The sequence below is a fragment of the Dysgonomonas gadei ATCC BAA-286 genome (genome assembly GCF_000213555.1).
Taxonomy (GTDB): Bacteria; Bacteroidota; Bacteroidia; order Bacteroidales; family Dysgonomonadaceae; genus Dysgonomonas; species Dysgonomonas gadei.
The window spans coordinates 547,681-571,550 of the sequence record NZ_GL891980.1 but is presented as its reverse complement, the minus strand read 5'-3'; the positions used below and the strand labels follow the sequence as shown (position 1 = coordinate 571,550).

General features: G+C 40.8%; 21 protein-coding genes and 1 pseudogene. All 22 read right to left on the bottom strand.

Annotated features, from left to right (window positions below):
• Positions 1–157: 157 nt before the first annotated feature.
• Entirely contained in the window at positions 158–862 is a 705-nt protein-coding gene (locus HMPREF9455_RS06375; RefSeq protein ID WP_006798804.1) for a NigD1/NigD2 family lipoprotein, read from the bottom strand.
• A 150-nt stretch (positions 863–1,012) separates the two neighbouring features.
• On the bottom strand, positions 1,013–1,456 hold the full coding sequence (locus HMPREF9455_RS06370) for a nucleoside deaminase (RefSeq protein ID WP_006798803.1): 444 nt from the start codon (positions 1,454–1,456) through the stop codon (positions 1,013–1,015).
• Positions 1,453–1,668, bottom strand: a complete 216-nt coding sequence (locus HMPREF9455_RS06365) for a hypothetical protein (protein WP_044215505.1) — start codon at positions 1,666–1,668, stop codon at positions 1,453–1,455. Before HMPREF9455_RS06365 ends, HMPREF9455_RS06370 begins: the two co-directional genes overlap by 4 nt.
• Before the next feature lie 79 nt (positions 1,669–1,747).
• Positions 1,748–2,818 carry a DNA polymerase IV gene (gene dinB / locus HMPREF9455_RS06360; protein WP_044215503.1) on the bottom strand — a complete coding sequence of 357 codons (1,071 nt, stop codon included), beginning with the start codon at positions 2,816–2,818 and terminating at the stop codon, positions 1,748–1,750.
• A 21-nt stretch (positions 2,819–2,839) separates the two neighbouring features.
• Positions 2,840–3,667, bottom strand: a complete 828-nt coding sequence (gene murI, locus HMPREF9455_RS06355) for a glutamate racemase (RefSeq protein ID WP_006798801.1) — start codon at positions 3,665–3,667, stop codon at positions 2,840–2,842.
• Positions 3,668–4,337: 670 nt separating this feature from the next.
• The gene (locus HMPREF9455_RS06350; RefSeq protein WP_006798800.1) at positions 4,338–4,856 is read right to left on the bottom strand and encodes an OmpH/Skp family outer membrane protein; all 519 of its coding nucleotides are present in this window, start codon (positions 4,854–4,856) and stop codon (positions 4,338–4,340) included.
• Positions 4,857–5,059: 203 nt separating this feature from the next.
• Positions 5,060–7,720, bottom strand: a complete 2,661-nt coding sequence (gene infB / locus HMPREF9455_RS06345) for a translation initiation factor IF-2 (protein WP_006798799.1) — start codon at positions 7,718–7,720, stop codon at positions 5,060–5,062.
• Positions 7,707–7,952, bottom strand: coding sequence for a hypothetical protein (locus tag HMPREF9455_RS21925; protein ID WP_006798798.1), 246 nt, complete (start codon positions 7,950–7,952; stop codon positions 7,707–7,709). The genes infB and HMPREF9455_RS21925 overlap by 14 nt, the downstream gene beginning before the upstream one ends.
• 124 nt (positions 7,953–8,076) lie before the next feature.
• Positions 8,077–9,339, bottom strand: coding sequence for a transcription termination factor NusA (gene nusA, locus HMPREF9455_RS06335; RefSeq protein WP_006798797.1), 1,263 nt, complete (start codon positions 9,337–9,339; stop codon positions 8,077–8,079).
• A 5-nt stretch (positions 9,340–9,344) separates the two neighbouring features.
• On the bottom strand, positions 9,345–9,812 hold the full coding sequence (gene rimP, locus HMPREF9455_RS06330; RefSeq protein ID WP_006798796.1) for a ribosome assembly cofactor RimP: 468 nt from the start codon (positions 9,810–9,812) through the stop codon (positions 9,345–9,347).
• 142 nt (positions 9,813–9,954) lie between these two features.
• Complete coding sequence (locus HMPREF9455_RS06325; RefSeq protein ID WP_044215498.1) at positions 9,955–12,207, bottom strand: RelA/SpoT family protein; 2,253 nt, start codon at positions 12,205–12,207, stop codon at positions 9,955–9,957.
• A 774-nt stretch (positions 12,208–12,981) separates the two neighbouring features.
• Positions 12,982–14,235 (bottom strand): annotated as a pseudogene (locus tag HMPREF9455_RS06320) (lytic transglycosylase domain-containing protein); the annotation flags it as partial.
• Between the two features lie 58 nt (positions 14,236–14,293).
• Complete coding sequence (locus tag HMPREF9455_RS06315) at positions 14,294–14,977, bottom strand: DUF5683 domain-containing protein (protein WP_006798793.1); 684 nt, start codon at positions 14,975–14,977, stop codon at positions 14,294–14,296.
• A 27-nt stretch (positions 14,978–15,004) separates the two neighbouring features.
• Positions 15,005–15,913, bottom strand: coding sequence for a ParB/RepB/Spo0J family partition protein (locus tag HMPREF9455_RS06310; RefSeq protein WP_006798792.1), 909 nt, complete (start codon positions 15,911–15,913; stop codon positions 15,005–15,007).
• Between the two features lie 35 nt (positions 15,914–15,948).
• A complete protein-coding gene (locus HMPREF9455_RS06305; RefSeq protein ID WP_006798791.1) occupies positions 15,949–16,713 on the bottom strand; it encodes a ParA family protein in 765 nt (254 codons plus the stop codon).
• Positions 16,714–16,883: 170 nt separating this feature from the next.
• Complete coding sequence (locus HMPREF9455_RS06300) at positions 16,884–18,044, bottom strand: glycosyltransferase (protein WP_006798790.1); 1,161 nt, start codon at positions 18,042–18,044, stop codon at positions 16,884–16,886.
• A gap of 21 nt (positions 18,045–18,065) precedes the next feature.
• Positions 18,066–19,025, bottom strand: a complete 960-nt coding sequence (gene hemH, locus HMPREF9455_RS06295; protein WP_044215495.1) for a ferrochelatase — start codon at positions 19,023–19,025, stop codon at positions 18,066–18,068.
• Positions 19,026–19,109: 84 nt separating this feature from the next.
• Positions 19,110–20,084, bottom strand: coding sequence for a type I phosphomannose isomerase catalytic subunit (locus tag HMPREF9455_RS06290; protein WP_006798788.1), 975 nt, complete (start codon positions 20,082–20,084; stop codon positions 19,110–19,112).
• Positions 20,085–20,267: 183 nt separating this feature from the next.
• Positions 20,268–22,274 carry an alpha amylase C-terminal domain-containing protein gene (locus tag HMPREF9455_RS06285; RefSeq protein ID WP_006798787.1) on the bottom strand — a complete coding sequence of 669 codons (2,007 nt, stop codon included), beginning with the start codon at positions 22,272–22,274 and terminating at the stop codon, positions 20,268–20,270.
• A 74-nt stretch (positions 22,275–22,348) separates the two neighbouring features.
• Positions 22,349–22,795, bottom strand: a complete 447-nt coding sequence (locus tag HMPREF9455_RS06280; protein WP_006798786.1) for a NanQ anomerase/TabA/YiaL family protein — start codon at positions 22,793–22,795, stop codon at positions 22,349–22,351.
• A gap of 16 nt (positions 22,796–22,811) precedes the next feature.
• Positions 22,812–23,207 (bottom strand): DUF805 domain-containing protein, encoded by a 396-nt coding sequence (locus HMPREF9455_RS06275; protein ID WP_006798785.1) that lies wholly within the window; start codon positions 23,205–23,207, stop codon positions 22,812–22,814.
• A 30-nt stretch (positions 23,208–23,237) separates the two neighbouring features.
• Complete coding sequence (locus HMPREF9455_RS06270; protein WP_006798784.1) at positions 23,238–23,624, bottom strand: hypothetical protein; 387 nt, start codon at positions 23,622–23,624, stop codon at positions 23,238–23,240.
• Positions 23,625–23,870 lie beyond the last annotated feature (246 nt).

The window sequence follows — 23,870 nt, the reverse complement described above, 5'->3', positions numbered from 1 at the left end:
CTAATAAAGCTTCTATAAGGTCTGTTTGGGCCGGGAAATAGAAATCTTTTTGAGTATGAGTGTATTCAAATTAAAAAGAGAACTCTCACGAGCTCTCTTTTTAGAAAGGAAATCAAAAAGAATATTATAATAAATATTCAGGTTAGTATGTATTTGCTTATTCGTCCAGTGGTTCGTCCACTGTGTATTTGTATTCTATATTAAATGTTTTTGTTTCTCCTCCAAAATCTTTGGATGTTATCTCAAACGTAACTTTGTCACGTCCTGCGACTTTGTAAGGTGTAAGATCGAAACTTGCATAACCTTTAACCGGATATCGTGATGGTTCGTCACCATTTATATTATGTCTGAATTCTAATTTTACGATATCTTTGTCGACTGATAAGTCCGGTTCCGCCGATACCATGTTGATCATATGCGGCTTGTTTTCTCCGGTATTGTATCCGAAATTGATATTCAGATATCCGCCGCCTTCCCAAACGGAATATACTTTGATAGGATCATTCCCTATACTGTCTTGTTTTACCTGATCGTCGGGGGCTATATAAATAACGCCTTTGGTCAGTACATCATAATAATCGTTCAGTCTGATGTAATGGTCATAACCATCTTTCTCATCGGAGAGGATAGTATAGTTTATTATCGCTCTGTCGTACTTAGGTTTCAAGTTAAGACCTACAGGAGCGGCCACCCAGAGTTTGTCACCATTATCCCGTACGAAGGAATAAGTATTGTCATCTATCTTTTTTACTGTCACTATGTCCTCCCAGTAATTACCAAGAGAATATCCATCGTCATCAAGACATGAAGAGAATCCTAATGCTAAGACAGAAGATAGAATCAGTGCTGAAAATAGTTTCATATACTTTCTCATTTTTTTGTTTAATAAAATTGGTTGATTAATTCTAATAAAATTGCTCACATATATTAGATGCGCAATTTGTATGCCATGTTGCATGGAGAAGTCAAAATAAATGTTAAGAATTTTCTTTTGCTGTATGAAAATGCGGGATTATCTTTTTTGCCTGAAGAATTCTTTTAACAGAAAAGCGCATTCTTCCTCCAGAATGCCGGATATTATAGATGTTTTGTTATGCAGTATATTTGGAGAGAAAAGGGAGTATCCTTTTTTTTCGTCTTTGGCTCCAAAAACTACTTTAGGTATTTGTGACCAGAGAAGTCCCCCGGCACACATTGGACAAGGTTCTAATGTGACATACAGCGTACAATTTGTCAGGTATTTTCCTCCAAGGAAATTTGCTGCGGCAGTAATCGCCTGCATTTCGGCATGTGCGGTGACGTCATTGAGAGTTTCTGTCAGGTTGTGGGCTCGTGCAATAATTCTGTTTTGGCATACAATAACAGCTCCGATGGGCACTTCCTTCTTTTCGAAAGCAATCTGCGCCTCGTTCAGGGCTTGCCTCATATAATGTTCGTCGGTGAGAATCTCAGTCATCGGCGCATCTCATTTTCACCGAAAAGCGTAGGGTAATCCTGATCGAGATTTTTCAGGACATGGGCGATGAGAGTTTCCCTGCACCAGCGGGAACGATTAGCAATCTTATATTTTTTTATATAAGAGGAGATAAGTGCATATTCTTCTTCATTGAGCGAAAAAAGAAGATGTTTAGTCCTGTTGCTATGAGGCCCTTTCTTTTTTAGTTTCATTACCGCAAAAATAAGGACTTATCCCAATATGTGAAAGGATTTTCGGGAGAATATTTTGTTTTGGCGATGTAGTTTAACTTTAGTCTTCAAAATTGATGCGTAACTGGATCGCTTCGCCCCATCCCATTTCATCTTCATTGTTTTTCAAACCAAGTCCGATTAACCTCACTTTAGGTGATAAATCTATATTTTGAAGGAGCTCGAAGCCGGCTTTGTAGAAGGATTCATAGTCTGCCACTGACGCTGGAAAAGTCTTACTTCTGGTGATCGTTTTAAAGTCGGCATACTTTATTTTTAAAGTTACTGTCCGTGCTTTGAATTTCTTTCTTTCAATGTCGTGAAATGCATCCCGGGCAACTTCATCCAGAATTAAGGCCAACTCTTCGAGATTATCGATATCATGTTCAAAAGTAGTTTCTGAACTCATTGATTTTCTTATCCGTTGCGATTCTACCGGGCGGTCGTCTATAGCCCGTGCATTTTGGAAATAAATATGTCCTGCTTTCCCGAAAACGGCTATTAATTCATTTTCGGAACGTTGTTTCAGATCCCATCCGTTTTTTATACCTAATTGATGCATCCGTTTAGCAGTGACTTTACCCACTCCGAAAAATTGTTCGATAGCTAATGTTTCTACAAACTGTTCTGCATTTTTAGGCTTGACAACAAATAACCCGTCCGGCTTATTCTGGTCTGAGGCTATTTTGGCAAGAAACTTATTGAATGATACTCCGGCAGAAGCTGTTAGTCGGGTGGCCTCTAATATTTTTTGTTTGATCTCTTGTGCTATCTGTGTTGCAGATGGAATATTCTTATTGTTTTCGGTCACATCCAGAAAGGCTTCATCGAGAGACAAGGGTTCAACGAGGTCAGTGTATTCATGGAATATTTCCATTATCTGCCGGGATACAGACTTATAGACATCGAAACGGGCGGGAACGAATATCAATTGAGGACATTTTCTCAATGCCGTTTTAGAAGCCATTGCCGAACGCACCCCATACCTCCGGGCTTCATAACTGGCCGCAGCAACGACTCCCCTCGGCCCTGAATATCCCACAGCCAAAGGTTTTCCCCTATACTCTTTATTATCACGTTGCTCGATAGAAGCATAGAAGGCATCCATGTCTATATGGATTATCTTACGCATGCTTAAAAATAGATCATTTTTCTATTCCAGGGTGATCCGGTTTACCTCAATGTCTTTATTCAAGAATATTGTCGCGGCTTCTGAGAATTTTTGGGGCGATTCTGTTGTATAATATTTTGTTACACTGCCCTTGGTACATACTTTGTCCATTTCGGGGTGGCGATGCAGATAATCTTGCAGACTACGGGCGATATATTCGCCTTGGGCTATGGCTGTTACACCATCCGGCAGGAATGATTTTATTTTATTCAGAAGAATAGGGTAATGGGTACATCCCAGTATAAGTGTATCTATCTGCGGGTCTTTAGAGAGGATATTTGAGAGATTCTTCTTGATGAAGTAATCCGCTCCTTCATTTTCATACTCTCTGTTTTCGACCAGAGGCACCCACATAGGGCATGCTTCGCCTGAGACTTTAATATCCGGGAAAAGTTTATTGATTTCTATAGAATACGATTCGGATTGTATGGTTCCGGTCGTACCTAAAATCCCAACATGCCTGCTTTGGGTTATAGGCCCTATAATCTCGGCCGTGGGGCGGATAACACCCAATACCCTTTTATCCGGATCTATGTGAGGTAAATCTTTCTGTTGGATTGTGCGCAGAGCCTTTGCTGATGCTGTGTTGCATGCCAGTATTACCAGATTGCAACCCATATCGAACAGGCTCAGTACAGCTTGCTTGGTAAATTCATATACAACATCGAAAGAGCGCGAGCCGTATGGAGCACGCGAATTATCCCCGAGGTAACAATAGTCGTACTCAGGCATTAACGACTGTATTTCGGAAAGGATGGTCAATCCCCCGTAGCCTGAATCAAACACACCGATAGGTCCAACTTTAAGCATATATAATGATTTAGTGATTCAAAGATAGAAAATAATTAAGAATGGATAATGAATAATCAGGAATCCTTTTTCCCGCCACTTATTATCATCCTGTTATCAGGAAGAGACTGTCCCCGATAGTAAAAAAAAGTAACACTTTTTTCAGTTAACAGTTAGCAGTCATCAGTCATCAGTTAACAACCCGTATCTCATTTAACTTACTACTTAAAACTTACTACTTGTTAAAAGGTAACAAAGGTAACAGCTTTTTCAGCTTTTAGCTGATAGCTATTAGCCGTTAGCCGAAGCTATCGCACAAGAGACTTTACAGTCAACAGTCATCAGTCAACAACTGGTAAGATATAAAAACTTTGCGTCTCTGCGTCTTTGCGTGAAACAAAACGCCAGCCAACTTGTAACTGGTAACTGCCCGAAGGGCGAAGAAATAATATTCGCCGAAGCGAAGGCGAGGCAAACTCGTAACTGCTTTAATCAATATTTCAAAGAGCTATCAGCTAACAGCTAAAGGCTACCGGCTCTTATTCTATAGATAAACTTTTTAGAAAAGATTAATTCTGTGCTCCCGATACTTTGAAAACCTATATTGTCACTCATACGACTACCAGATACAAAAAAAAATGCTTCTTTTTACAGAAGCATTTTACTATCGTTATTTTGTATCCTATTATTTTTACCTTACACCCAGCTTTTGCTTTACAAGATCCGTTGCATTTGTAGCATCCGGTGTAACAAATGCTATGGCCGGATTAGCCAGGTCATAAATGCAGACGAAGCCTTGCTCTATTCCTACCTGATATATGGCATCTTTTACTTTCTTGCGTAAAGGTGCGATCAGGATCTGTTCCTGATTCTGGATATCGTCTTGTGCTACTTTCATAAAGTTGTTTATCTGGCGTTCCAGCTCATACAACTCCTGCATACGGCGAAGACGTACATTGTCCGCCATCGAGTTCTGATATGAAATAAAATCGGAATATTTTTTATTATAATCATTCTGCATCACTTGCAGTTCGTCTTTGTACTTTTTATTCAAATCATTGATTGTATTTGTGGCAGTTACCTTATCGGGTATTGCTTCCAGAAGTTCATTTGAATTTACAAAGGCTATTTGCTGCACAGTCTGGGCAACAGTATTCTCCACAAAAAGGAGTGAAAGGGCAATAATTGAAATTAAAATGATTTTTTTCATCACGATAATTGCTGTTTTGTAGTAACACAACTTATATAATCTGACGAAGAAACGGATTAACCTCTAAACCTGTTGATAGTTGTGTGTTTCGGTGGCATGGTTAGTACCACCGACTTTCAAGGCAAGATTGCTTGTCAACAACTATCAATTGGTTTTTCTTAGGTTATTTCATAATTGGTACAAAGATATGTAATATTTTTTAATTACAATGTTTTCTTTACCTCTATTTCTTCAAAAGGTTCAATAACGTCACCTATTTTTATATCATTATAATTATGGATATTCAAACCGCACTCATATCCGGCCGCAACTTCCTTCACATCGTCTTTGAAACGTTTCAGTGAACCCAGTTCTCCGGAGTAAATAACAATACCATCGCGTATGAGTCGTATTTTGTTGGCTCTCTTGAGTTTACCCTCTTTGACCATACATCCTGCAACTGTACCGACTTTTGTGATCTTGAACACCTCGCGTACTTCCACATATCCGGTTAATACTTCTTTTATTTCAGGAGAAAGCATACCTTCCATAGCGGATTTGACCTCTTCGATAGCATCGTATATAATAGAATACAAACGAATTTCAACGCCGTCTTTTTCTGCTGCCCTGCGGGCTGCCTGTGAAGGGCGCACCTGGAATCCGATAATAATGGCATCGGAGGCTGCAGCCAGTACAATATCCGATTCGGATATCTGACCAACAGCTTTATGGATTACATTTACCTGTATTTCTTCAGTCGATAATCTGATCAGGGAGTCTGAAAGGGCTTCTACCGAACCGTCCACATCACCTTTAACGATTACATTCAACTGCTGGAAGTTTCCGATAGCGATGCGGCGTCCTATATCGTCGAGTGTAAGTATCTTTTGTGTTCGGAGACCTTGTTCGCGCTGCAATTGCTCGCGTTTTGTTGCAATTTCACGAGCTTCCTGCTCTGTTTCCAGCACATGGAATATGTCTCCTGCCTGTGGTGCGCCATTCAATCCTAGTATCAGAGCCGGAGCTGCCGGAGCTGCTGCATCTATGCTGGCATTACGTTCATTGAACATTGCTTTTACACGGCCGAAGTATGTTCCTGCAAGAACAATATCTCCTTTCTTGAGAGTACCGTTCTCAACAAGTACTGTGGATAAGTATCCTCTACCTTTATCCAGGGAAGATTCAATAACCGAACCTGTCGCTCTTCTGTTAGGATTTGCTTTCAGGTCAAGTAATTCTGCTTCGAGAAGTACCTTTTCCAATAATTCATCTACCCCTAAGCCTTGTTTAGCTGAAATATCCTGAGACTGGTATTTTCCACCCCAGTCTTCTACCAGATAATTCATTCCGGCAAGGGTTTCCTTTATCTTTTCGGGGTTTGCACCCGGTTTATCTATTTTGTTTATCGCAAAAACGATAGGCACACCAGCCGCAGAAGCATGATTGATTGCCTCTACCGTCTGTGGCATGACATTGTCGTCGGCAGCCACAATGATAATCGCGATATCTGTCACTTTTGCACCGCGCGCACGCATCGCCGTAAAGGCTTCGTGTCCGGGAGTATCCAGGAATGTGATACGGCGTCCCGATTTCAGTTTAACGTTGTATGCCCCGATATGCTGGGTGATTCCCCCTGCTTCGCCGGCGATAACGTTGGTCTGACGGATGGTGTCGAGTAATGAAGTCTTACCGTGGTCTACGTGTCCCATTACTGTAACAATCGGCGCACGAGGTTCCAGATCTTCTGCATTATCTTCCTCTTCGTTGATGGCTTCAACGACTTCTGCACTTACATATTCTGTTTTAAATCCGAATTCTTCAGCGACGATATTGATAGTCTCCGCATCCAGACGCTGATTGATTGACACCATGATACCGATGCTCATACAAGTGGAGATAACCTTCACTACCGGAACATTCATCATGTTTGCCAGATCATTCGCTGTTACGAATTCTGTGATTTTAAGGGTTTTGCTTTCTTGCTCCTGCATTTCCAGTTCTTCCTGGTATTTTTGGGAGAAAGCATCACGCTTTTCTTTTCTGTACTTTGCACCCTTGTTTTTTCCACCTTTTCCGGTCAGACGGGCTAATGTTTCTTTTATTTGCTTTTGAACGTCTTCTTCGTTCACAGCCTGCTTAACGATAGGTTTACGCAGATTATGCTTGGTACGGTCGCCGCCACCATGATGCTGCCCGCTGCCCGCTCCGCCTTGAGGAGGAACTCCTTTTTCAATATCTACTTTACCTCGCTTTATACGGTTGCGTTTTTTCTTAGCGGCATCTTCTGCTTCATCGCTACTTGCTTTCCGTTTTTTTGCTTCTTCGTCGGTTTCTTTTTTCAACAGACGAACGGTATTTTCTTTTACCTTTTTCTGATCTTGTTGCTCTTTCTCAAGACGTTCTTTTTTCTTCTCTGCTTTTGTCTTCTTGGCAGGACGAGTCTTGTCATTGATCGAACTAAGGTCGATGGAACCTTTAACCACAATATTCGATTTGATTGTAGTTTTGTTGAGTCTGAAAATATCGTCCTCTTCTTTTTCTTCTTCAACTACCGGTGGTGTTACAACCGGAGTGGAAACTTTCGGCTCTTCTTCTTTTTTTTCTACTATCAACACAGGTTCTTCTTTTACTTCTTCTTTTTTAATGACAGGTTCAGGTTCGGGAAGAGGTGTAGGCTCGGGGAGAGGTGTCTCTACCTTTGGCTCAGCAACAGGCTCAACAACGACTACTTCCGGTTCAATGACCACTTCTTCTTTTACCTCTGTCTTTTTAGGTTTGTTTAGTGCATCCAGATCTATTTTATCCACAACTTGTAAATGTGGTTTGAAAGATTCGGGAACTTCTGTTACAATTTCTTCAGGTTCTTGTTTTTTAGGTAGCAACATCCTCTGCTTCTTTAGGGGCCAGAACCTCTCTCTCTCTTTCTTTACGATTTCTGAGAAGAGCTTCAAGGTCAGCATTATTACCGAATTCTTTCACAAGTAATTCATGTTGTTCACCGTCAACTTTTGCATTGGGATTTGATTCTACATCAAATCCTTTTTTATGCAGGAATTCAACCAGACTGCTGATCCCTACATTCAAATCTTTGGATATTTTTATTAATCTTATAGACATATTCTCTTTTTAAATCAAAAAAATGGACAGTGAACCCGTAAATATTCTTATAATTTGCATGAATGGTAAATTCTGCCGGGATGCTCCGGATACAAAAGTATTAAGAAATCAGCGAATAACCAAATCAGGACTTACTTTCATCGTCAAATTCTGCACGCAAAATATCTAATATTTCGTCCACTGTATCTTCTTCAAGGTCTGCTTCTTGTATAAGCTTGTCCCTGTCTGCTGCCAGTACATTCTTGGCTGTAACACAGCCGATTTTCTTCAATTGGTCGATAACCCAACCGTCAATTTCATCGCGGAATTCATCCAGATAGATATCTTCTTCGTCAAAGTCGTCAATGTCACGATATACATCGATGGTGTAGCCTGTGAGCATACTAGCCAACTTGATGTTGAAACCTCCTTTACCGATAGCCAGGGATACTTCTTCGGGACGAAGTAGCACTTCGGCACGTTTCTCTTCCTCATTCAGTTTTACGGAAGTTATTTTGGCCGGGCTAAGGGCGCGCTGGATATACAAACTCATGTTAGGCGTATAGTTGATGATATCGATGTTTTCGTTACGCAACTCACGAACGATACCATGTATACGTGAACCTTTCATCCCCACGCAGGCTCCGACAGGGTCGATGCGGTCGTCGTATGATTCCACGGCGACTTTTGCTCTTTCTCCGGGTATGCGGGCAATGTTCTTTATTGTTATCAATCCGTCGTTTATTTCAGGCACTTCAATCTCAAGCAGTCTTTCGAGGAATACGGGAGATGTACGTGATAAAATAATCTTAGGGTTGTTATTCTTGTTTTCTACTCTTTCTACCACTGCGCGTACATGTTCGCCTTTGCGGAAGAAGTCGCTTGGGATCTGTTCTGTCTTGGGCAAAAGAAGTTCTTCTTTTTCATCATCGAGAAGTAGTATTTCTTTTTTCCAAATCTGATATACTTCACCGGATACTATTTCACCGATTTTTTCTTTATAACGGTTATACAGGCCCTCTTTCTGGAGTTCCAGTATTTTCGAAGTCAGTGTCTGGCGCAGATTCAGGATAGCACGACGGCCAAAGTCTTCGAAGAAAACTTCGTCAGTAACATCTTCGCCTACCTCAAAATCTTCATCTATTTTTCGGGCTTCCGTAAGAGATATCTGAGTATTTTCATCCTCTAATTCGCTATCTTCCACAATTGTACGGTTGCGCCATATTTCAAGGTCTCCTTTATCAGGATTGATAATAACATCATAATTGTCATTCGATCCGAAGAGTTTTGCTATTACATTGCGAAACGAGTCTTCAAGAACGCTTATCATTGTCATCCTGTCGATATTTTTCAGTTCCTTAAATTCTGAAAAAGTATCGATCATACTAATAACTTCCTTTTTAGCCATAACAGTTATTTAAATCGTATTAAGTATTTTGTATATTTCACTTCGTCATAGGCAAATGAAAGATCTTCTTCCAATGCCGTTTTCTTTTTTGCACCTTCCGGTTTTACCATTTTGGTAATAGTTATTACAAATCCGTTGTTGTCGGAAGTTTTAAGTACGCCGGAAAGTTTTTGTCCTGCTTTTGTAAGAACTTCGACTTCGTTACCCTCATTTTTTTTATATTGACGGGGTATCTTGAAGGGAGATGTAACACCGGCAGAACCTACTTCCAATTCGAAATCTTCGGCTTCTCTATCCAATCTGGACTCTATGTCACGGCTGAGCGCAATGCAATCATCGATGCCGATACTATCATCGCTGTCTATTTCCACAACAATAATATTACCGGGTCTGACAGTAACATCTACAAGAAACATCGGTGTTTCCTGCAAAAATTTGTCCGCTACATCTTTTATAAAATCTTTATCTATCATTTGTTTTTAAGAACAACAAAGAGGAAGCCACGGCCTCCTCTCCCTCTATTTCGATTACAAAAGTAGTGAAAATAATTTTTTATACCAAATTTTGATAATAAATAACTTAGCATCTTTACTTTTCTTATCCGTGATACAATATTCAAGCGCCACTTTGTTTTCTGTTTACTGCTTTTACACCTTTTATTTTAGCTATACGGGAACACAATGTTTGTAAATCGTTCACATCATGTACATAAACAATTATCCGTCCTTCGAATACTCCATCATTAGACTCAATGTTCATTCCTTTGATATTTAATGATCCGGCAGTGATAACCTTAGTTATATCATTCAGCATTCCCATCCTGTCTATACCTGTAACAATAATAGAGGTAAGAAAAGGAAATTGCGTATAACTGCCCCATTCCAGATTTACAATTTTGTCTCCGTGGCTGGCTTTCAGTTTCAGCCCTACCGGACAATGTATGCTGTGTACGTCTACCTCGTTATCGTCATTCAGATAACCGAATACTTTATCTCCTGGTATAGGATTGCAGCAGGTAGGCATTCTGAAGTTTTTATTAAAAGAATCTTCTTCGAGGATATATGTTTTTTTAGGGTTTATTTGTTCGTATTCCTGCGGCTTTTCGGCTTTGTCTTTATCTGCCTTTTTTACAGCATGGAAAGCCTGCTTCATATATTTGACTAAAACATTATCGGAGTTTTGTTTTTTTAAGGTCAATAACTTTTCTATTTTTTGAGGAAGGGAAATATCGTTATTGCCGATTGCGTAGTATAAGTCTTCTTTAGTCTGTTTCTGATAATAATCCAGCATCTGGTCCATGATTGCAGGAGTCAACTCAATTGTTGTACCTTCGAGTGCCTTGATTAAGAGTTCTTCACCTTGTTTGGCGACTTCTCTTTTATGCTTCCTGAGAGCATATTCTATCTTCGTACGGGCTTTGGCTGTTGTTACCAGACCAAGCCACTCGTATTTTGGTACTTGCGATTTCGAAGTAAGGATTTCGACCTGATCCCCGCTATTTAGTTTCTCACTGAGAGGGACCAGCTTATGATTGACTTTAGCACCTATACAATGGTCTCCGATGTCTGAATGCAGATCATAGGCAAAGTCAAGGGCTGTTGCCCCTTGCGCTAAAGTTCTTATCTCTCCTTTTGGTGTGAAAACAAAGATCTCCTGTGAGTATAGATTTAGCTTTATCGTGTCAAGGAAGTCCATCGCATTCGGACTCGGGCTTTCCAATATTTCTTTAATGGTTTTCAGCCATTTATCCAGTTCTGTATCTTCTTCTATTTTTCCTTCTTTGTATTTCCAGTGTGCGGCGAATCCTTTTTCAGCAATGTCGTCCATGCGCCGGCTGCGTATTTGTATTTCTATCCATTGCCCGTCAGGGCCCATTACGGTGAGGTGTAGTGCCTGATATCCGTTTGCCTTTGGGCGGCTCACCCAATCCCTGATTCTGTCGGGGCGAAGTTTATAAATGTCTGTTATGACCGAATATATATCCCAACATCGTTTTTTTTCATCTATGCCCGGTTCATTCTCAAAAATGATACGGACTGCGAAAATATCATATATTTCTTCAAATGGAACACCTTTCGCCTGCATTTTATTCCAGATGGAATAGACCGACTTTTCGCGTGCTCTGATCTCGTATTTAAAGCCGAGTTCGTTAAGTTTGTCAACCACAGGTTTGGCAAAATGCTGATAAACATCCGATCTTATTTTATAAGTTGCCTGTAGTTTATATTGGATATCCTTATATACCTCGGGGTTTTCCCATTTGAAACTGAGCTCTTCCAGTTCTGTCTTTATAGCGAACAGGCCCAAACGATGGGCCAGTGGAGCGTATATATACATTGTCTCTCCTGCAATCTTATACTGTTTGGCAGGAGCCATGGAGCCCAATGTGCGCATATTATGAAGGCGGTCTGCTATTTTGACCAGTATCACACGTATATCATCCGACATGGTGAGCAATAGCTTGCGGAAGTTTTCGGCCTGAGCTGATACATTCTCTCCGAACATGCCGCTCGATATTTTAGTGAGTCCGTCTACGATCTGCGCTATTTTATCTCCAAAGAGCACTTTCATGTCTTCGACCGTGTATTCCGTATCTTCCACTACATCGTGCAGCAATGCTGCGCAGATGGATGTTGATCCAAGTCCGATCTCACCACAGACAATACGGGCTACAGAAATAGGATGTAGTATATAAGGCTCTCCAGAACGACGACGCGCACCCTTATGGGCTTCCTTTGCGAAAAGAAAAGCTTTTGTTATAATTTCGACTTTACGCCTATGGTTAGTCTTTAGGTAATCGTCGATAAGAGCATTAAATTCCTGCTCGATTAAAATATCATCCTGAGTATGCGTATCCTCTTTTGCCATAAGTTTTGAGTAAGGAAACAAAAATAGTAAAATCAATTTTAATTAAGAGCTATTCGCATCATAATAAAAATTGATTTAACCATTAGATTATTTTATAATTACTTACATATTCGTTGCAGTAAGTGATTTATTTTCTGTATTGGCTTGCGTTCCATCACTGGTTTGAACGCTGTTATTCTGTTCGGGAAGAAGTATCAATAGGCGTTGTCCTACCTTTGCCATATTGGATGATAGCTTGTTCCATGTTATGATGTCTTTTTTAGTGACATTGTAACGGGCTGCAATTTGAGTGATGGTTTCCCCTATTTTTACTTTGTGATAAATTATTTTTGAATCATCAGCATTTTTTCTGTCCGAATCGTCAGAGTCGGTCGTAGATATTCTGACGCGAGGTAGTGTGGATTCGTCGCGCACAATTTTCTTTAAATAACCGTCAATCAAATCCGCAGTGTAGGTTGAATCAATGATTACTGTTGGTAGTTCCGGTTCAGGAAGTTTCACCGCTTCTTGAATTTCTACATATTCTATCTTCTGTATTTTTAGTTGTTTTCCGGCAATTAGTTTGTTTGAGCGGTTCCAGCCTTTTAGTTCGGTGACTGATACTCCGTTCTTTTTTGCTATGCCTGCCCATGTATCGCCTTTACGTATCTTATAATAAGTAGTGGTTTCTTTCGGGATGGAAACAGTTCTGGTTAAGCCTGATACAGAAACGACTGTGGTGTCGGATGATGTATTGCTTGATGCCAGTAGTTCTTCTGAGGATGGTTCTTCCGGCTTATAAATTTTCAGGCGTCTGCCTACTGTTAATTTGTTTGAAGCAAGATTGTTCCATTGTTTTATCTGGCTGGATGTAACTCCATACCGGCTGGCCAGGCGTGCTAATGTATCTCCTCTTTTTACCCTGTATGTGATTGCGTTGCCGGCAGCTCTGTTACCGCCCACTGCGTCAACACCTGCTACTTTACGGTGAGTCAGATACTGGTCAGCTTTATATGTATAGATATCATCTTTCTTATCCAGAAATAAGGAAAGTTTATCGATAGGAAGGTTCAAAGAATAGTGTTTGTAATCGCCCGGTATGATGTCACTCTTAAACTGAGGGTTGAATTGACGTAAATCATCTACCGATACGTTCAGGTTGTCTGCTATCTGTTGGAAATGAACATTCTTGTCAATCATCAGAGAATCTATCGAAGCCGGATTTTTACATTCGGCAGGGCAGATATTATGCTCGTCGTAATAATTCATTATATATGTAGCTGCTATAAAAGCCGGAACATAGCCTCTCGTCTCCCGTGGCAGATAGGGATAGATAGCCCAGTAATCGGTTTGTCCTCCACTACGGCGGATTGCTTTGTTTACATTACCCGGACCACAGTTGTAGGCTGCAATTACCAGATTCCAGTCTCCATAGATTCCATATAAGTCTTTCAGATATCTGGCTGCTGCATCTGTCGATTTAAGAGGGTCGCGGCGTTCGTCTACAAGGCTGTTTATCTCCAGGTCGTACATCTTACCTGTAGGGGCCATGAATTGCCATAAACCTGTAGCACCGACTCTGGAGCGAGCGATCGGGTTAAGGGCTGATTCGATTACCGGAAGGTATTTAAGTTCCAGAGGTAAGCCTTCTTTGTCCAATGCTTGTTCGAAGAGAGGGAAGTAGTATTTACCCTGCCCCAGCATATAGCTGACCTGATTGCGGCGACGACCTGCATACATTTCTATATAGTCGCGCACAACGGGGTTAAATACCAGCTCCATCTTAGTCGGTAAAGAATATAACCTGTGTATATAAACAGAATCATTGAACAATACGGCACTGTCGTCATTCGAACGGCAATCATCACCATATTTTACATTATTACTCCAGTTTTTTAGCAGTTCATCGTAGTTGCGTTCCATGTCTGCCGGATATATTATCGACCTATCGGTTATTGTATCACGTGCCGACAATTCTTTACGACCGGACTGTCCGAATACGATAAATGTACTGGAAAGGAAAAGCCCTGTGATTATTAGTTTTTTCAGCATAAGTGTTCCTTTATGGTATTTGCAGAGCTTCACATAAAGTGAGATTTCTGCAAGTTTAAAAATTTATACTACATTGAAGCCCTACCGAGGCTTTAGAATAAGATGTCGGTGGCCAGAATACTGGTGTAACTCTCATGGAGAGATCCGGTGACATATCAAAATCATACAATTGCGCATCTACATAAGCATCGATCATGCATAGCGCATACACACCCACGGCCGCGATAATGGCCAAGTCCCTGTTTCTTCTATAGAAATCCTTTTTGCTCTTCAGAGCCGATTGTAGTCTGTCGCGGCCATAGTCGTCGACAGTTTGTCCAGGTCTTAAATAATTCGTATAACTGGTACCGGAACCTGTTACTAAATCCCGGAATGCCTGATTGTAATCATTGTATACCCGCCCATTCCATGTAATGGCATAAGTGAGTCCGAGCGCTCCTCCATATACAATCGGCAGTTTCCAGTACTTGCGATTATAAAATTGTCCTAATCCCGGAAAAATAGCAGAATATATGACTGCTTTTTTCGAATCGGGTTTAAATTCATGTTTACTTATTGTAATTACCGAATCCACTAAAACCACAGCTTTCTCGCTTATCAACGGTTTTATAGTATCGGCGGGTAAACGTTTGCCGTCTGAACGAAGCACTGAATCCTGAACTTGAGGTTCTTGTGCATTCAGCGGAAGAAGAGTTACTCCTAATATGCACCACAAACAAATAAATAAACCTCTCCTCATATATAATATTACGGAAAATACCTCGTTTTATTTTTTCAATTGGTCAAATATCGAAATAATCCTCTCCAGCTCTTCTTCCGTTTTGAACGGAATACTTATCTTCCCCTTTCCCTTATCGTTACACGTGAGTTGTACCTTGGTGGAGAAGAATTTCGATAAGTGAGTCTTAAGTATCTCAAATTCTTCGGGAGTAGCTTTTTTTACTCCTGATTTTTTAACTGTTTCTACTACTTTTTCTTCTTTGAGCAAGTCTTCCAGCTTTTCCCCTTTGGCTATTGCTCTTACGTATTCTTCTACTTTCCTTACAGATAAACCTTCTTCAAGTATCAGTTCGTAAACTTCCAATTGTGCCGCAGCGTCCTCTAGTGTGACCAGAGTACGTGCATGCGCCATATCTATTTTCTTGTCTCTGATACCCATTTGTATCTCAGCTGGTAATTTTAACAGGCGCAGATAATTGGCTATGGTCGTTCTCTTTTTACCAATGCGCTCACTGAGGCGCTCCTGTGTGAGATCATATGCTTCGATAAGATTCTGGTAGGCCAGTGCAATTTCTATGGAGTTCAGGTCTTCACGCTGGATATTCTCTATCAGTGCCATCTCCATTACAGTTTCATCTTCGGCTGTACGGATATATGCAGGGATTGAACTTAATCCGGCAATTGAAGAGGCCCTGTAACGTCGTTCTCCTGCTATGATCTGATATAAATCATCGTCTATCTTGCGCAATGTTATGGGTTGGATAACTCCTATCTGACGAATAGATGCTGCCAGTTCCTGCAATGCTTCTTCATCGAATACATGCCGGGGCTGATCAGGGTTTACCTGTATTTTGGATAACTCTATTTCGTTGATTGAAGAGGAGCCTTCGGTTTTTACTTCATCAATGGTAATAAGGGCGTCCAACCCTCTTCCTAGCACCATTTTCTTAGCCATAACAATTTATTAAGTATTTAATCAGGAAAGCAAAGTTAAGAATTTTTCTCAATAAGTTCTTGTGCCAGCTGCATATGATTTACAGAACCTTTCGATGCTGCATCATAAACAAGCACCGGTTGGGCAAAGCTTTGCGATTCGCTAAGCTTCACATTCCGCTGTATTACAGTAGTGAAAACCAGTTCCTGGAAATGGCTTTTCACTTCTTCATATATCTGGTTGGCCAGACGCAAACGAGCATCATACATGGTGAGAAGGAAGCCTTCTATTTCGAGGGCGGGGTTCAGCTTATTTTTAATTATTTTTATTGTATTAAGTAATTTACTGATTCCTTCCAGTGCAAAATATTCACATTGTACAGGTATAATGATCGAGTCTGCCGCAGTAAGGGCATTTACGGTTATCAGTCCTAATGAAGGAGAACAGTCTATCAGAATATAGTCATAATCAGGTTTGAGCGGAACAAGAACTTCCCGCAATTGCTTCTCCCTGTTTTCCACATTCAGCATTTCCAGTTCAGCCCCTACCAGATTGATATGGGATGGTAATACATAAAGCCGTTCTATCTCTGTGGATACGATCGCTTCTTGCGGAGAGGCTGCGCCGATCAGGCATTCGTAGATAGTCTTATTTACTTTTTTAATATCAATGCCCAAACCCGAAGAGGCGTTGGCCTGCGGATCTGCATCGACTACCAATACTTTTTTCTCAAGAGCTGCCAAAGATGCCGCCAGATTGATTGTAGTTGTTGTTTTTCCTACGCCGCCTTTTTGGTTGGCTAATGCGATTATTTTTCCCATAAAAAGCTATTAATATTTTTTTGATGACAAATTAAATAATAAAAAACAGGAAGTGAGTGTTAAATTTGTGTAACAATGTATATCTTGTTGAAAAGTCTGCCTGATTGTTAATAAATAAGGGCAATAAATATGATGTGAGTTTACGAAATAATATTGAAATACAGGCATCTTCATACTTCAATTGCAAGTAATTTTTCCACACTGTTTAGCCATCCCTTATAATCGAACCTCGATACTGCTTCGTCCAGATGCGAGCTGTATTTAAGAGAGAGTGCTGGGTCGTCCAATACCGATTTCATCCCCCGGTAAACGCCTTCTGCGCTATTGTCTACCAGTATCCCGTATTTGCCGCCGTCCACGATGTCGCGCGGTCCCCCGCAGTCGGTTGTTATCACAGGAGTTTTTAGAGCCATCGACTCCAGCAATACCAGAGAGAAGCTCTCACGTTCCGATACGCATAAAGACCACTTGCTTTGCAGAATATAAGGAAAAGGATTGTCTATCCTGCCTTTGAGTGTGATCATTCCATTTATTTCTTTTTCTATCAGTTCTTCCCTCATTGTCCGGTTATCCATTTCATCGCCTATTATATAGACATGGAAGTTGTAGCCCTCATCTTTGAGCCGTATAATGGCGTTGATAAGCCTGTCGATCCGTTTTTCAGGGGAGGTTCTTGTTATAAGTATGAAGTTGGTTTCATTTTGCGGTAAGTCTATGATTGGTTCTTTCGCCTTTTCTTTTACTTTGGTCAGGTCGATGGCGTTGTACAATACGCTGATATCTTGTTTTGGAATATTTCCGTCATGTAATACGGATAGATAAGTGTTCTTTGCAGCATCGGACACACATATAACTTTGTCGAAACTGTTATAAGACCGTTCTACACGTTTTATTTGTTTTTTATTCAGCCACACCGAAACTTTTTCCCTGAAAGACCTGGTTTCATATTTTCTTTTATAAATGATGTTATGTATCCAGAGTATTTTAGGAATGTTCATTTTTGCAAAAATGCGGGCGAAGAATGTTTCCTTGAAACAAACAATTTCATCATACTCACTTTCGGAAATACCTTTCTGCCTGGCAAACATGCGGGGGAAGAAAATCATTATATTTTCCCATATTTTTTTTTGAAAATGAGGGAGACCATCCGGGTATAGATATTTTATAGAAACAGCCGGAGATACCTTACGCAGCAATACATCCTTATCGGATGGCTCCGGTAAAAGAAGGGTGATTTGCGCTTTAGGCGCCAAATGATTAAGAAGGTCGACCAGTAGTATCTCCGTACCACCCATCACAAGACTGTCATTGAAAAATAATATACGTTTCATTAGCCCTCCGGAGTATTCATTCTAAGAAATTATTCTGGCAACACTTTCTACCCAGTAGTCTTCACTGTTGAGACAGGGGATAAAGGTTAATTGCGCCCCTCCTTTATCGATAAAGAGTTCCTTTGCTTTTATATTGATATCGTATAGTGTTTCCAGATTGTCGGCAGCAAAGCCCGGTGCCACGACCAGCAGTTTCTTCGTTTTTTCCGCTGCCTGTTCTTCTATGACTTCGTCCAGGCTTGGGCCAAGCCATTTTTTGCCCATTGCCGAATGATATACCTGTCTGGTTCTTTTCATTTCCATATCCAGCTCTCTTAAAACAAGACGGACAGTTTCTTTGGTCTGATAAACATAATCGAATTCTTTCCCTTTTTTCCAGCCCTCTTCTACATGGGAAAGAGGCAGACTGTGGAATGTGAATATCAATTTGTCGAAACCTTCGGCTATGTATGGCCTGATACTTTTTACCAGAGATGATATATATGCCGGATGCCGGAAATAGGGTTCTATTACTCTCAACCGGAAAGGGTATGGCCGTTTGAAAAAGATTCTACCCACTTCATCCACTACCGTTTTGTAAGAAGATTCTGCATACTGGGGAAATAATGGCAATACAACAACCTCATGTAGCCTGTTGTTTTTAGCCATTAGCCTTTCCAGTGCCAATTGCACATCGGGCTGCCCATATCTCATCGCCACCTCGACAGGCAATTCTGTCAGGGTTTCAAGTTTTTTTGCCAGGGATTTAGCATGGTCGAGCAGGGGTGAATCTTCCTTTGTGTGATCCCATATCATCCTGTAATGAGCTGTAGAACTGAATTGCCTTAAAGGAATAATAAGCCCGTTGACCAGAATAGGACGGAACCAATCGGGTACGGTCATGACATACGGATCGGAAAGCATTGCCCTGATAAAGAACTTCACATCCGGTCGTGCACATGTTTTAGGGCTACCTGTGTTTACTAATAATACTCCCTTCATAATTTCCTTAAATACAAATACCACAGATTTCCGTTTTGCTTGAAAATATGTGGTATTCCTATTGTTTTATATTTTCAATTGCCTTTAGACATACGTTTCGAGAAGCAATACATTCCCTTCCGGACTGATTGCAACGCTTTTGGTATCGGCCGGAATGAGGATTGTTTCACCTTGTTTTACAGACAGGTCGTTTCCTTTATCGTCTTTGATACTGCAAGCTCCCCCCATACAGATATAAGCGACAAACGAGTCGATATCACTGTAATCTCTGGTAATATCTTTAGTTACCTCCAGAAGATTCGTGGTAAAGTATCGGCACGATTCCAACCTTACAGGTTGGTTTTCCGCTCTTGTATAGGAGTTTTTATAATTATCGTATAACTTAAAATCTATCGCGTCCTTCGCCAGTTCGGTATGGAGTTCGCGTCCGTTACCGTTCGCGTCTTTACGGTTGTAGTCGTAGATACGGTATGTGATATTAGATGTTTGCTGTATCTCGGCAATAAATGTTCCGGCACCGATAGCATGTACGCGTCCTGCGGGGAGGAAGAATACATCGCCTGCTTTTACATCATGCTTAGCCAAAGAGTCTACAAATGTATTGTCTTCGATGCTTTTAACGTATGATTCCGGAGTCATTTGCTTTTCGAAACCTGAATACAGGAATGCCGATGGTGTCGCGTTTATAACATACCACATTTCCGTTTTTCCGAACGAATCGTGTCTTTTCTTTGCCAGTTCATCGTCGGGATGCACTTGTATAGAAAGATTGTCGCGGGCGTCAATAAATTTGATAAGCAAAGGGAATGTGTTGCCGAAAGTTTCGAAATTCTTTTTCCCTACCAACTGAGCTTTGTAAGTATCTATTATTTCACTCAGGTCTTTATTCTCCAGTTCTCCGTTAGCGACTACCGAAACGTTGCCTTTTACACTGGATATTTCCCAGCTTTCGCCGATGCCGTCCTGTTCGGGTGTTACACCTTTAAACTTACATATTTCATCTCCACCCCAGATAATGGATTTAAGGATGGGTTTAAACTTTAATGGATATAAATTCATCTTATTACACGTTATATTAAAATTCTTATGCAAAAGTAATCAAACTTTGTCTATTTCGCAGCGTTTCGTTTCTTCTATTGAACAGCGAACAGCCCTGAATGTTTATAAAAGATTAAAAACGCTCTGTGCCGAACAAAAACGGACCGGTAATTTTCATTATCCGGTCCGTTAGTCATTTATCCGTTAATTTATTTTCTTTAATACAAATGCAGTCCGTGCCGGGATATATAGTTTCAGCCAGCCTTTACCATCCTTGTGATACAATTCGTCGGAAACAGTGAAATGCTCGATGGAGTCATCAGTCAGGCCATTACCTCCGAAAACGGGTGAATCCGTATCCAATACTACCTTGTATTTTCCTTCAGGTGCAAGAAATCCGTAATCGACAAACGATTGTCCCGGATTGAAGTTGAATACAAATATATAATCCTCTCGCATAAAGGCTAATATCTGGTCTTCATCCTTGTCCCACAGCCTGATAACAGGGCTTTTCTGGAATCCTTTAATACTACTGATCAGGGCGAGCATTGCTTTGTCGAAGTCGCCCAGATAATGATATTTGAGGTCGTGATTATCAGCCAGCCACCATTGCCTGCGTGCATATTTGTATGACCAGCCGTTGCCTTCACGGGGGAAGTCTACCCACTCGGGGTGTCCGAATTCATTCCCCATGAAATTGAGATAGCCGCCATTGATAGTCGATGCTGTAACAAGACGGATTATCTTATGCAGCGCAATACCTCTGTCTGTCTGATACGAGCTGCCATAATGCTTCGACATATACCAGTACATGTCTGCATCTATTAGCCTGAAAATAATTGTTTTGTCTCCTACCAGAGCCTGGTCGTGGCTTTCGGCGTATGAGATTGTCTTTTCGTCTTCACGCCTGTTGGTCAATTCCCAGAAGATACCTGTCGGATGCCAGTCTTCGTCTTTCCGTTCTTTGATTATTTTAATCCAGTAGTCGGGTATATTCATCGCCATACGGTAATCGAATCCGTAGCCACCATCTTTGATCTTGGCTGCCAGTCCGGGCATCCCGCTAACCTCTTCGGCTATAGTGATTGCTTTAGGGTTTACCTCATGTATCAGTTTATTGGCTAAAGTGAGGTAGCAGATCGCATCCCCGTCCTCATTACCGTTGAAGTAATCCTGATATCCTGTAAAGTTGTCACCCAGTCCGTGACTGTAATATAGCATCGAGGTTACCCCGTCGAACCGGAATCCGTCGAACTTGTATTCCTCCAGCCAGTATTTGCAGTTCGAAAGCAGGAAGTGCATGACCTCATCTTTACTGTAATTGAAATTCAGCGAATCCCAGGCCGGATGTTCCCGCCTGTCCCCTTCATGGAAGTATTGGGAGTATGATCCGTCGAAACGTCCCAGGCCTTCCACTTCATTTTTTACGGCATGGGAATGTACGATGTCCATAATGACGGCAATACCCATTCCGTGCGCATCATCTATCAGATGTTTCAACTCGTCGGGAGTACCGAAACGGGAAGATGCTGCGAAGAAACTGGAGACATGGTATCCGAATGAGCCGTAGTATGGATGTTCCTGAATGGCCATTATCTGTATGGTATTATAACCGTCCTCTTTAATGCGGGGGAGGATATTCAGTCTGAACTCTTCGTATGTGCCGACCTTTTCCGATTCGGCTGCCATGCCTATATGGCATTCGTAAATCAGCAGCGGGTCGGTTTTTGGTTTGAACGTTTTTTTCCTGAACTCATATGGAACTTCGGGGAACCAGACTTGTGCACTGAATATCTTGGTATGATCGTCCTGTACAACCCGTGTGGCCCAAGCCGGAATACGTTCGGCTTCGCCACCGTTCCAACACATGATGAGTTTAAACAGGTCACCATGCTTTATTTTACTCAGGGGCAGTTTCAGCTCCCATTCACCGCCATCTTTACGGTTGAGTCTATAATCGTCCTGTTTCTGCCAGTTGTTGAAATCACCGACCATATATATGGCGGTAGCATTCGGGGCCCATTCCCTGAATATCCACATACGGGCAGTTTTATGCAAACCGAAATAAAGATGTCCCGATGCAAAATCGGAAAGGGTTATTTTCCCATTATTGGTTATAGCCGCTTCTCTTTTCAACACATAGTCGTATCGTCCTTCTATTGCTTCCGCATAAGGCTCTAACCACGGATCGTTTTTTATCAGTTTAAGCATGGTCTTATTAATTAAGAATTAATAATTGAGAATTAATAATTATGACTGATTCATAATTTATAACTCATAATTGTTTATAGCTTTATTTTTACTACAACTTTTCTTATTTTCCCTTCGCCGATGCAGGGAGCATGCCCGTCTTCGGGGAAGAAAACAGTGAAATCGCCCGGTACTGCCGTAACGAGAGTCGTACCTTTATCAAAGAAGAACTGGATATCTTTTTCTTCATTAAACGCGTCACGCTCCTCTTTAAGCTCCGCACGTGTTTTCCAGCCGTATGTTTCAGGCTTGCTTATAGGGAGTTGTATGTCTATATATTTGTTATGGACTTCCATTTTGGCATTTTCTTCGGTTTTCATATCGCTATCGCTGACCATCAGGAAAAGCTCCTTGCCTTCAATTTCTGTTTTGCCTGTTTCCGCATTGGCGAAATCAACCGATTTCAGGTATTCAAACGCTTTTTTGAATAAAGGGTGGAGTTTGTAGTACGCCTCTGCATTTTTTAAACTGTCTAGTATCATATTATTTATTTTATTGTTATTCCTGATCCTGTAATCCTATTTCATCGATTATCTTTTCCATATCTTCATTACCGTCCCCTTTTGGATTGGGACCATAATAGTTCTCTCCATAGTCACTGGCTCCAAAAAGCATCCATAATGCATAAAAAGGTATTATTTGGTACCATCCACTATTCTCTCTGTCATGGCATCTTTTGGTTCCCTGAGCGATAAGAAACCAATAGGCAGGAAGCATTGGAAATAAAAGAATCCAAAACATATCTTCTGATACGCCGGATGTATCTAACAAGGCGATAACGGCGGAAATAGTGAAATAATAAGCAAGATAAATAAGGTAGCTAAGGCCATATTCGAGTCTGCGTATACGGCCTTTGATGGAAAAAGGGTTTTTAAACATACGTTGATTATCCATAATTACCCAGATGTTATGAAAGTTTTTATATTACTTATATTCTTTTGGTTCTATAATTACAGAGAAAAGATATTTACCTGTCTGATTCCTGTATTCGTATTGCATGGTGACATTATTTTCCCTGAAAAACTTCATGTCGGGATTTGTTTTCACCGAACTTATTATTTGAGGCTGTAACTGCGATTTAAAAAGGGTAGTATCGGTAATGGTTACTTCGCTCAGTGTATGGTAATACCTTATCGTCTGGTTCGGGAAAGTGGCGCAACTGTCCAGTCTTGTCCACTGATCCAGTATTCTCGGACATTTGGTATTTGCCTCCTCCGACAGTTTTTTCAACTGGCTGTCGATGCTCCCTGTACACCCCGGGAATATGATGATACCGATAAATAGTATGATATAGAGTAAATCTTGTTTCATAAACAGTTTATTCATGGTTTTGAAAAAATATTCTTACAAGTTTAAGGATTTTAATCGGATTATCTGTTAATATTCCCGATTTTTATCGTTCAATTACATTAGTCGTTTATTGCGACTCGGCATAATCAAAATTTATTTTGCTTCTGCTCTCGCTACTCAAAACGTTCATATTTATCTATAAGTTTTAGTGTATAGTAATTTTTACCTATTTTTGCTAAAAATCAATTCATTCACATAAATACTACT

Coding starts and splice junctions, on each gene's coding strand:
- HMPREF9455_RS06375 (WP_006798804.1), bottom strand. CDS start 862: ATGAAACTATTTTCAGCACTGATTCTATCTTCTGTCTTAGCATTAGGA.
- HMPREF9455_RS06370 (WP_006798803.1), bottom strand. CDS start 1,456: ATGACTGAGATTCTCACCGACGAACATTATATGAGGCAAGCCCTGAAC.
- HMPREF9455_RS06365 (WP_044215505.1), bottom strand. CDS start 1,668: ATGAAACTAAAAAAGAAAGGGCCTCATAGCAACAGGACTAAACATCTT.
- dinB (WP_044215503.1), bottom strand. CDS start 2,818: ATGCGTAAGATAATCCATATAGACATGGATGCCTTCTATGCTTCTATC.
- murI (WP_006798801.1), bottom strand. CDS start 3,667: ATGCTTAAAGTTGGACCTATCGGTGTGTTTGATTCAGGCTACGGGGGA.
- HMPREF9455_RS06350 (WP_006798800.1), bottom strand. CDS start 4,856: ATGAAAAAAATCATTTTAATTTCAATTATTGCCCTTTCACTCCTTTTT.
- infB (WP_006798799.1), bottom strand. CDS start 7,720: ATGTTGCTACCTAAAAAACAAGAACCTGAAGAAATTGTAACAGAAGTT.
- HMPREF9455_RS21925 (WP_006798798.1), bottom strand. CDS start 7,952: ATGTCTATAAGATTAATAAAAATATCCAAAGATTTGAATGTAGGGATC.
- nusA (WP_006798797.1), bottom strand. CDS start 9,339: ATGGCTAAAAAGGAAGTTATTAGTATGATCGATACTTTTTCAGAATTT.
- rimP (WP_006798796.1), bottom strand. CDS start 9,812: ATGATAGATAAAGATTTTATAAAAGATGTAGCGGACAAATTTTTGCAG.
- HMPREF9455_RS06325 (WP_044215498.1), bottom strand. CDS start 12,207: ATGGCAAAAGAGGATACGCATACTCAGGATGATATTTTAATCGAGCAG.
- HMPREF9455_RS06315 (WP_006798793.1), bottom strand. CDS start 14,977: ATGAGGAGAGGTTTATTTATTTGTTTGTGGTGCATATTAGGAGTAACT.
- HMPREF9455_RS06310 (WP_006798792.1), bottom strand. CDS start 15,913: ATGGCTAAGAAAATGGTGCTAGGAAGAGGGTTGGACGCCCTTATTACC.
- HMPREF9455_RS06305 (WP_006798791.1), bottom strand. CDS start 16,713: ATGGGAAAAATAATCGCATTAGCCAACCAAAAAGGCGGCGTAGGAAAA.
- HMPREF9455_RS06300 (WP_006798790.1), bottom strand. CDS start 18,044: ATGAAACGTATATTATTTTTCAATGACAGTCTTGTGATGGGTGGTACG.
- hemH (WP_044215495.1), bottom strand. CDS start 19,025: ATGAAGGGAGTATTATTAGTAAACACAGGTAGCCCTAAAACATGTGCA.
- HMPREF9455_RS06290 (WP_006798788.1), bottom strand. CDS start 20,084: ATGAATTTATATCCATTAAAGTTTAAACCCATCCTTAAATCCATTATC.
- HMPREF9455_RS06285 (WP_006798787.1), bottom strand. CDS start 22,274: ATGCTTAAACTGATAAAAAACGATCCGTGGTTAGAGCCTTATGCGGAA.
- HMPREF9455_RS06280 (WP_006798786.1), bottom strand. CDS start 22,795: ATGATACTAGACAGTTTAAAAAATGCAGAGGCGTACTACAAACTCCAC.
- HMPREF9455_RS06275 (WP_006798785.1), bottom strand. CDS start 23,207: ATGGATAATCAACGTATGTTTAAAAACCCTTTTTCCATCAAAGGCCGT.
- HMPREF9455_RS06270 (WP_006798784.1), bottom strand. CDS start 23,624: ATGAAACAAGATTTACTCTATATCATACTATTTATCGGTATCATCATA.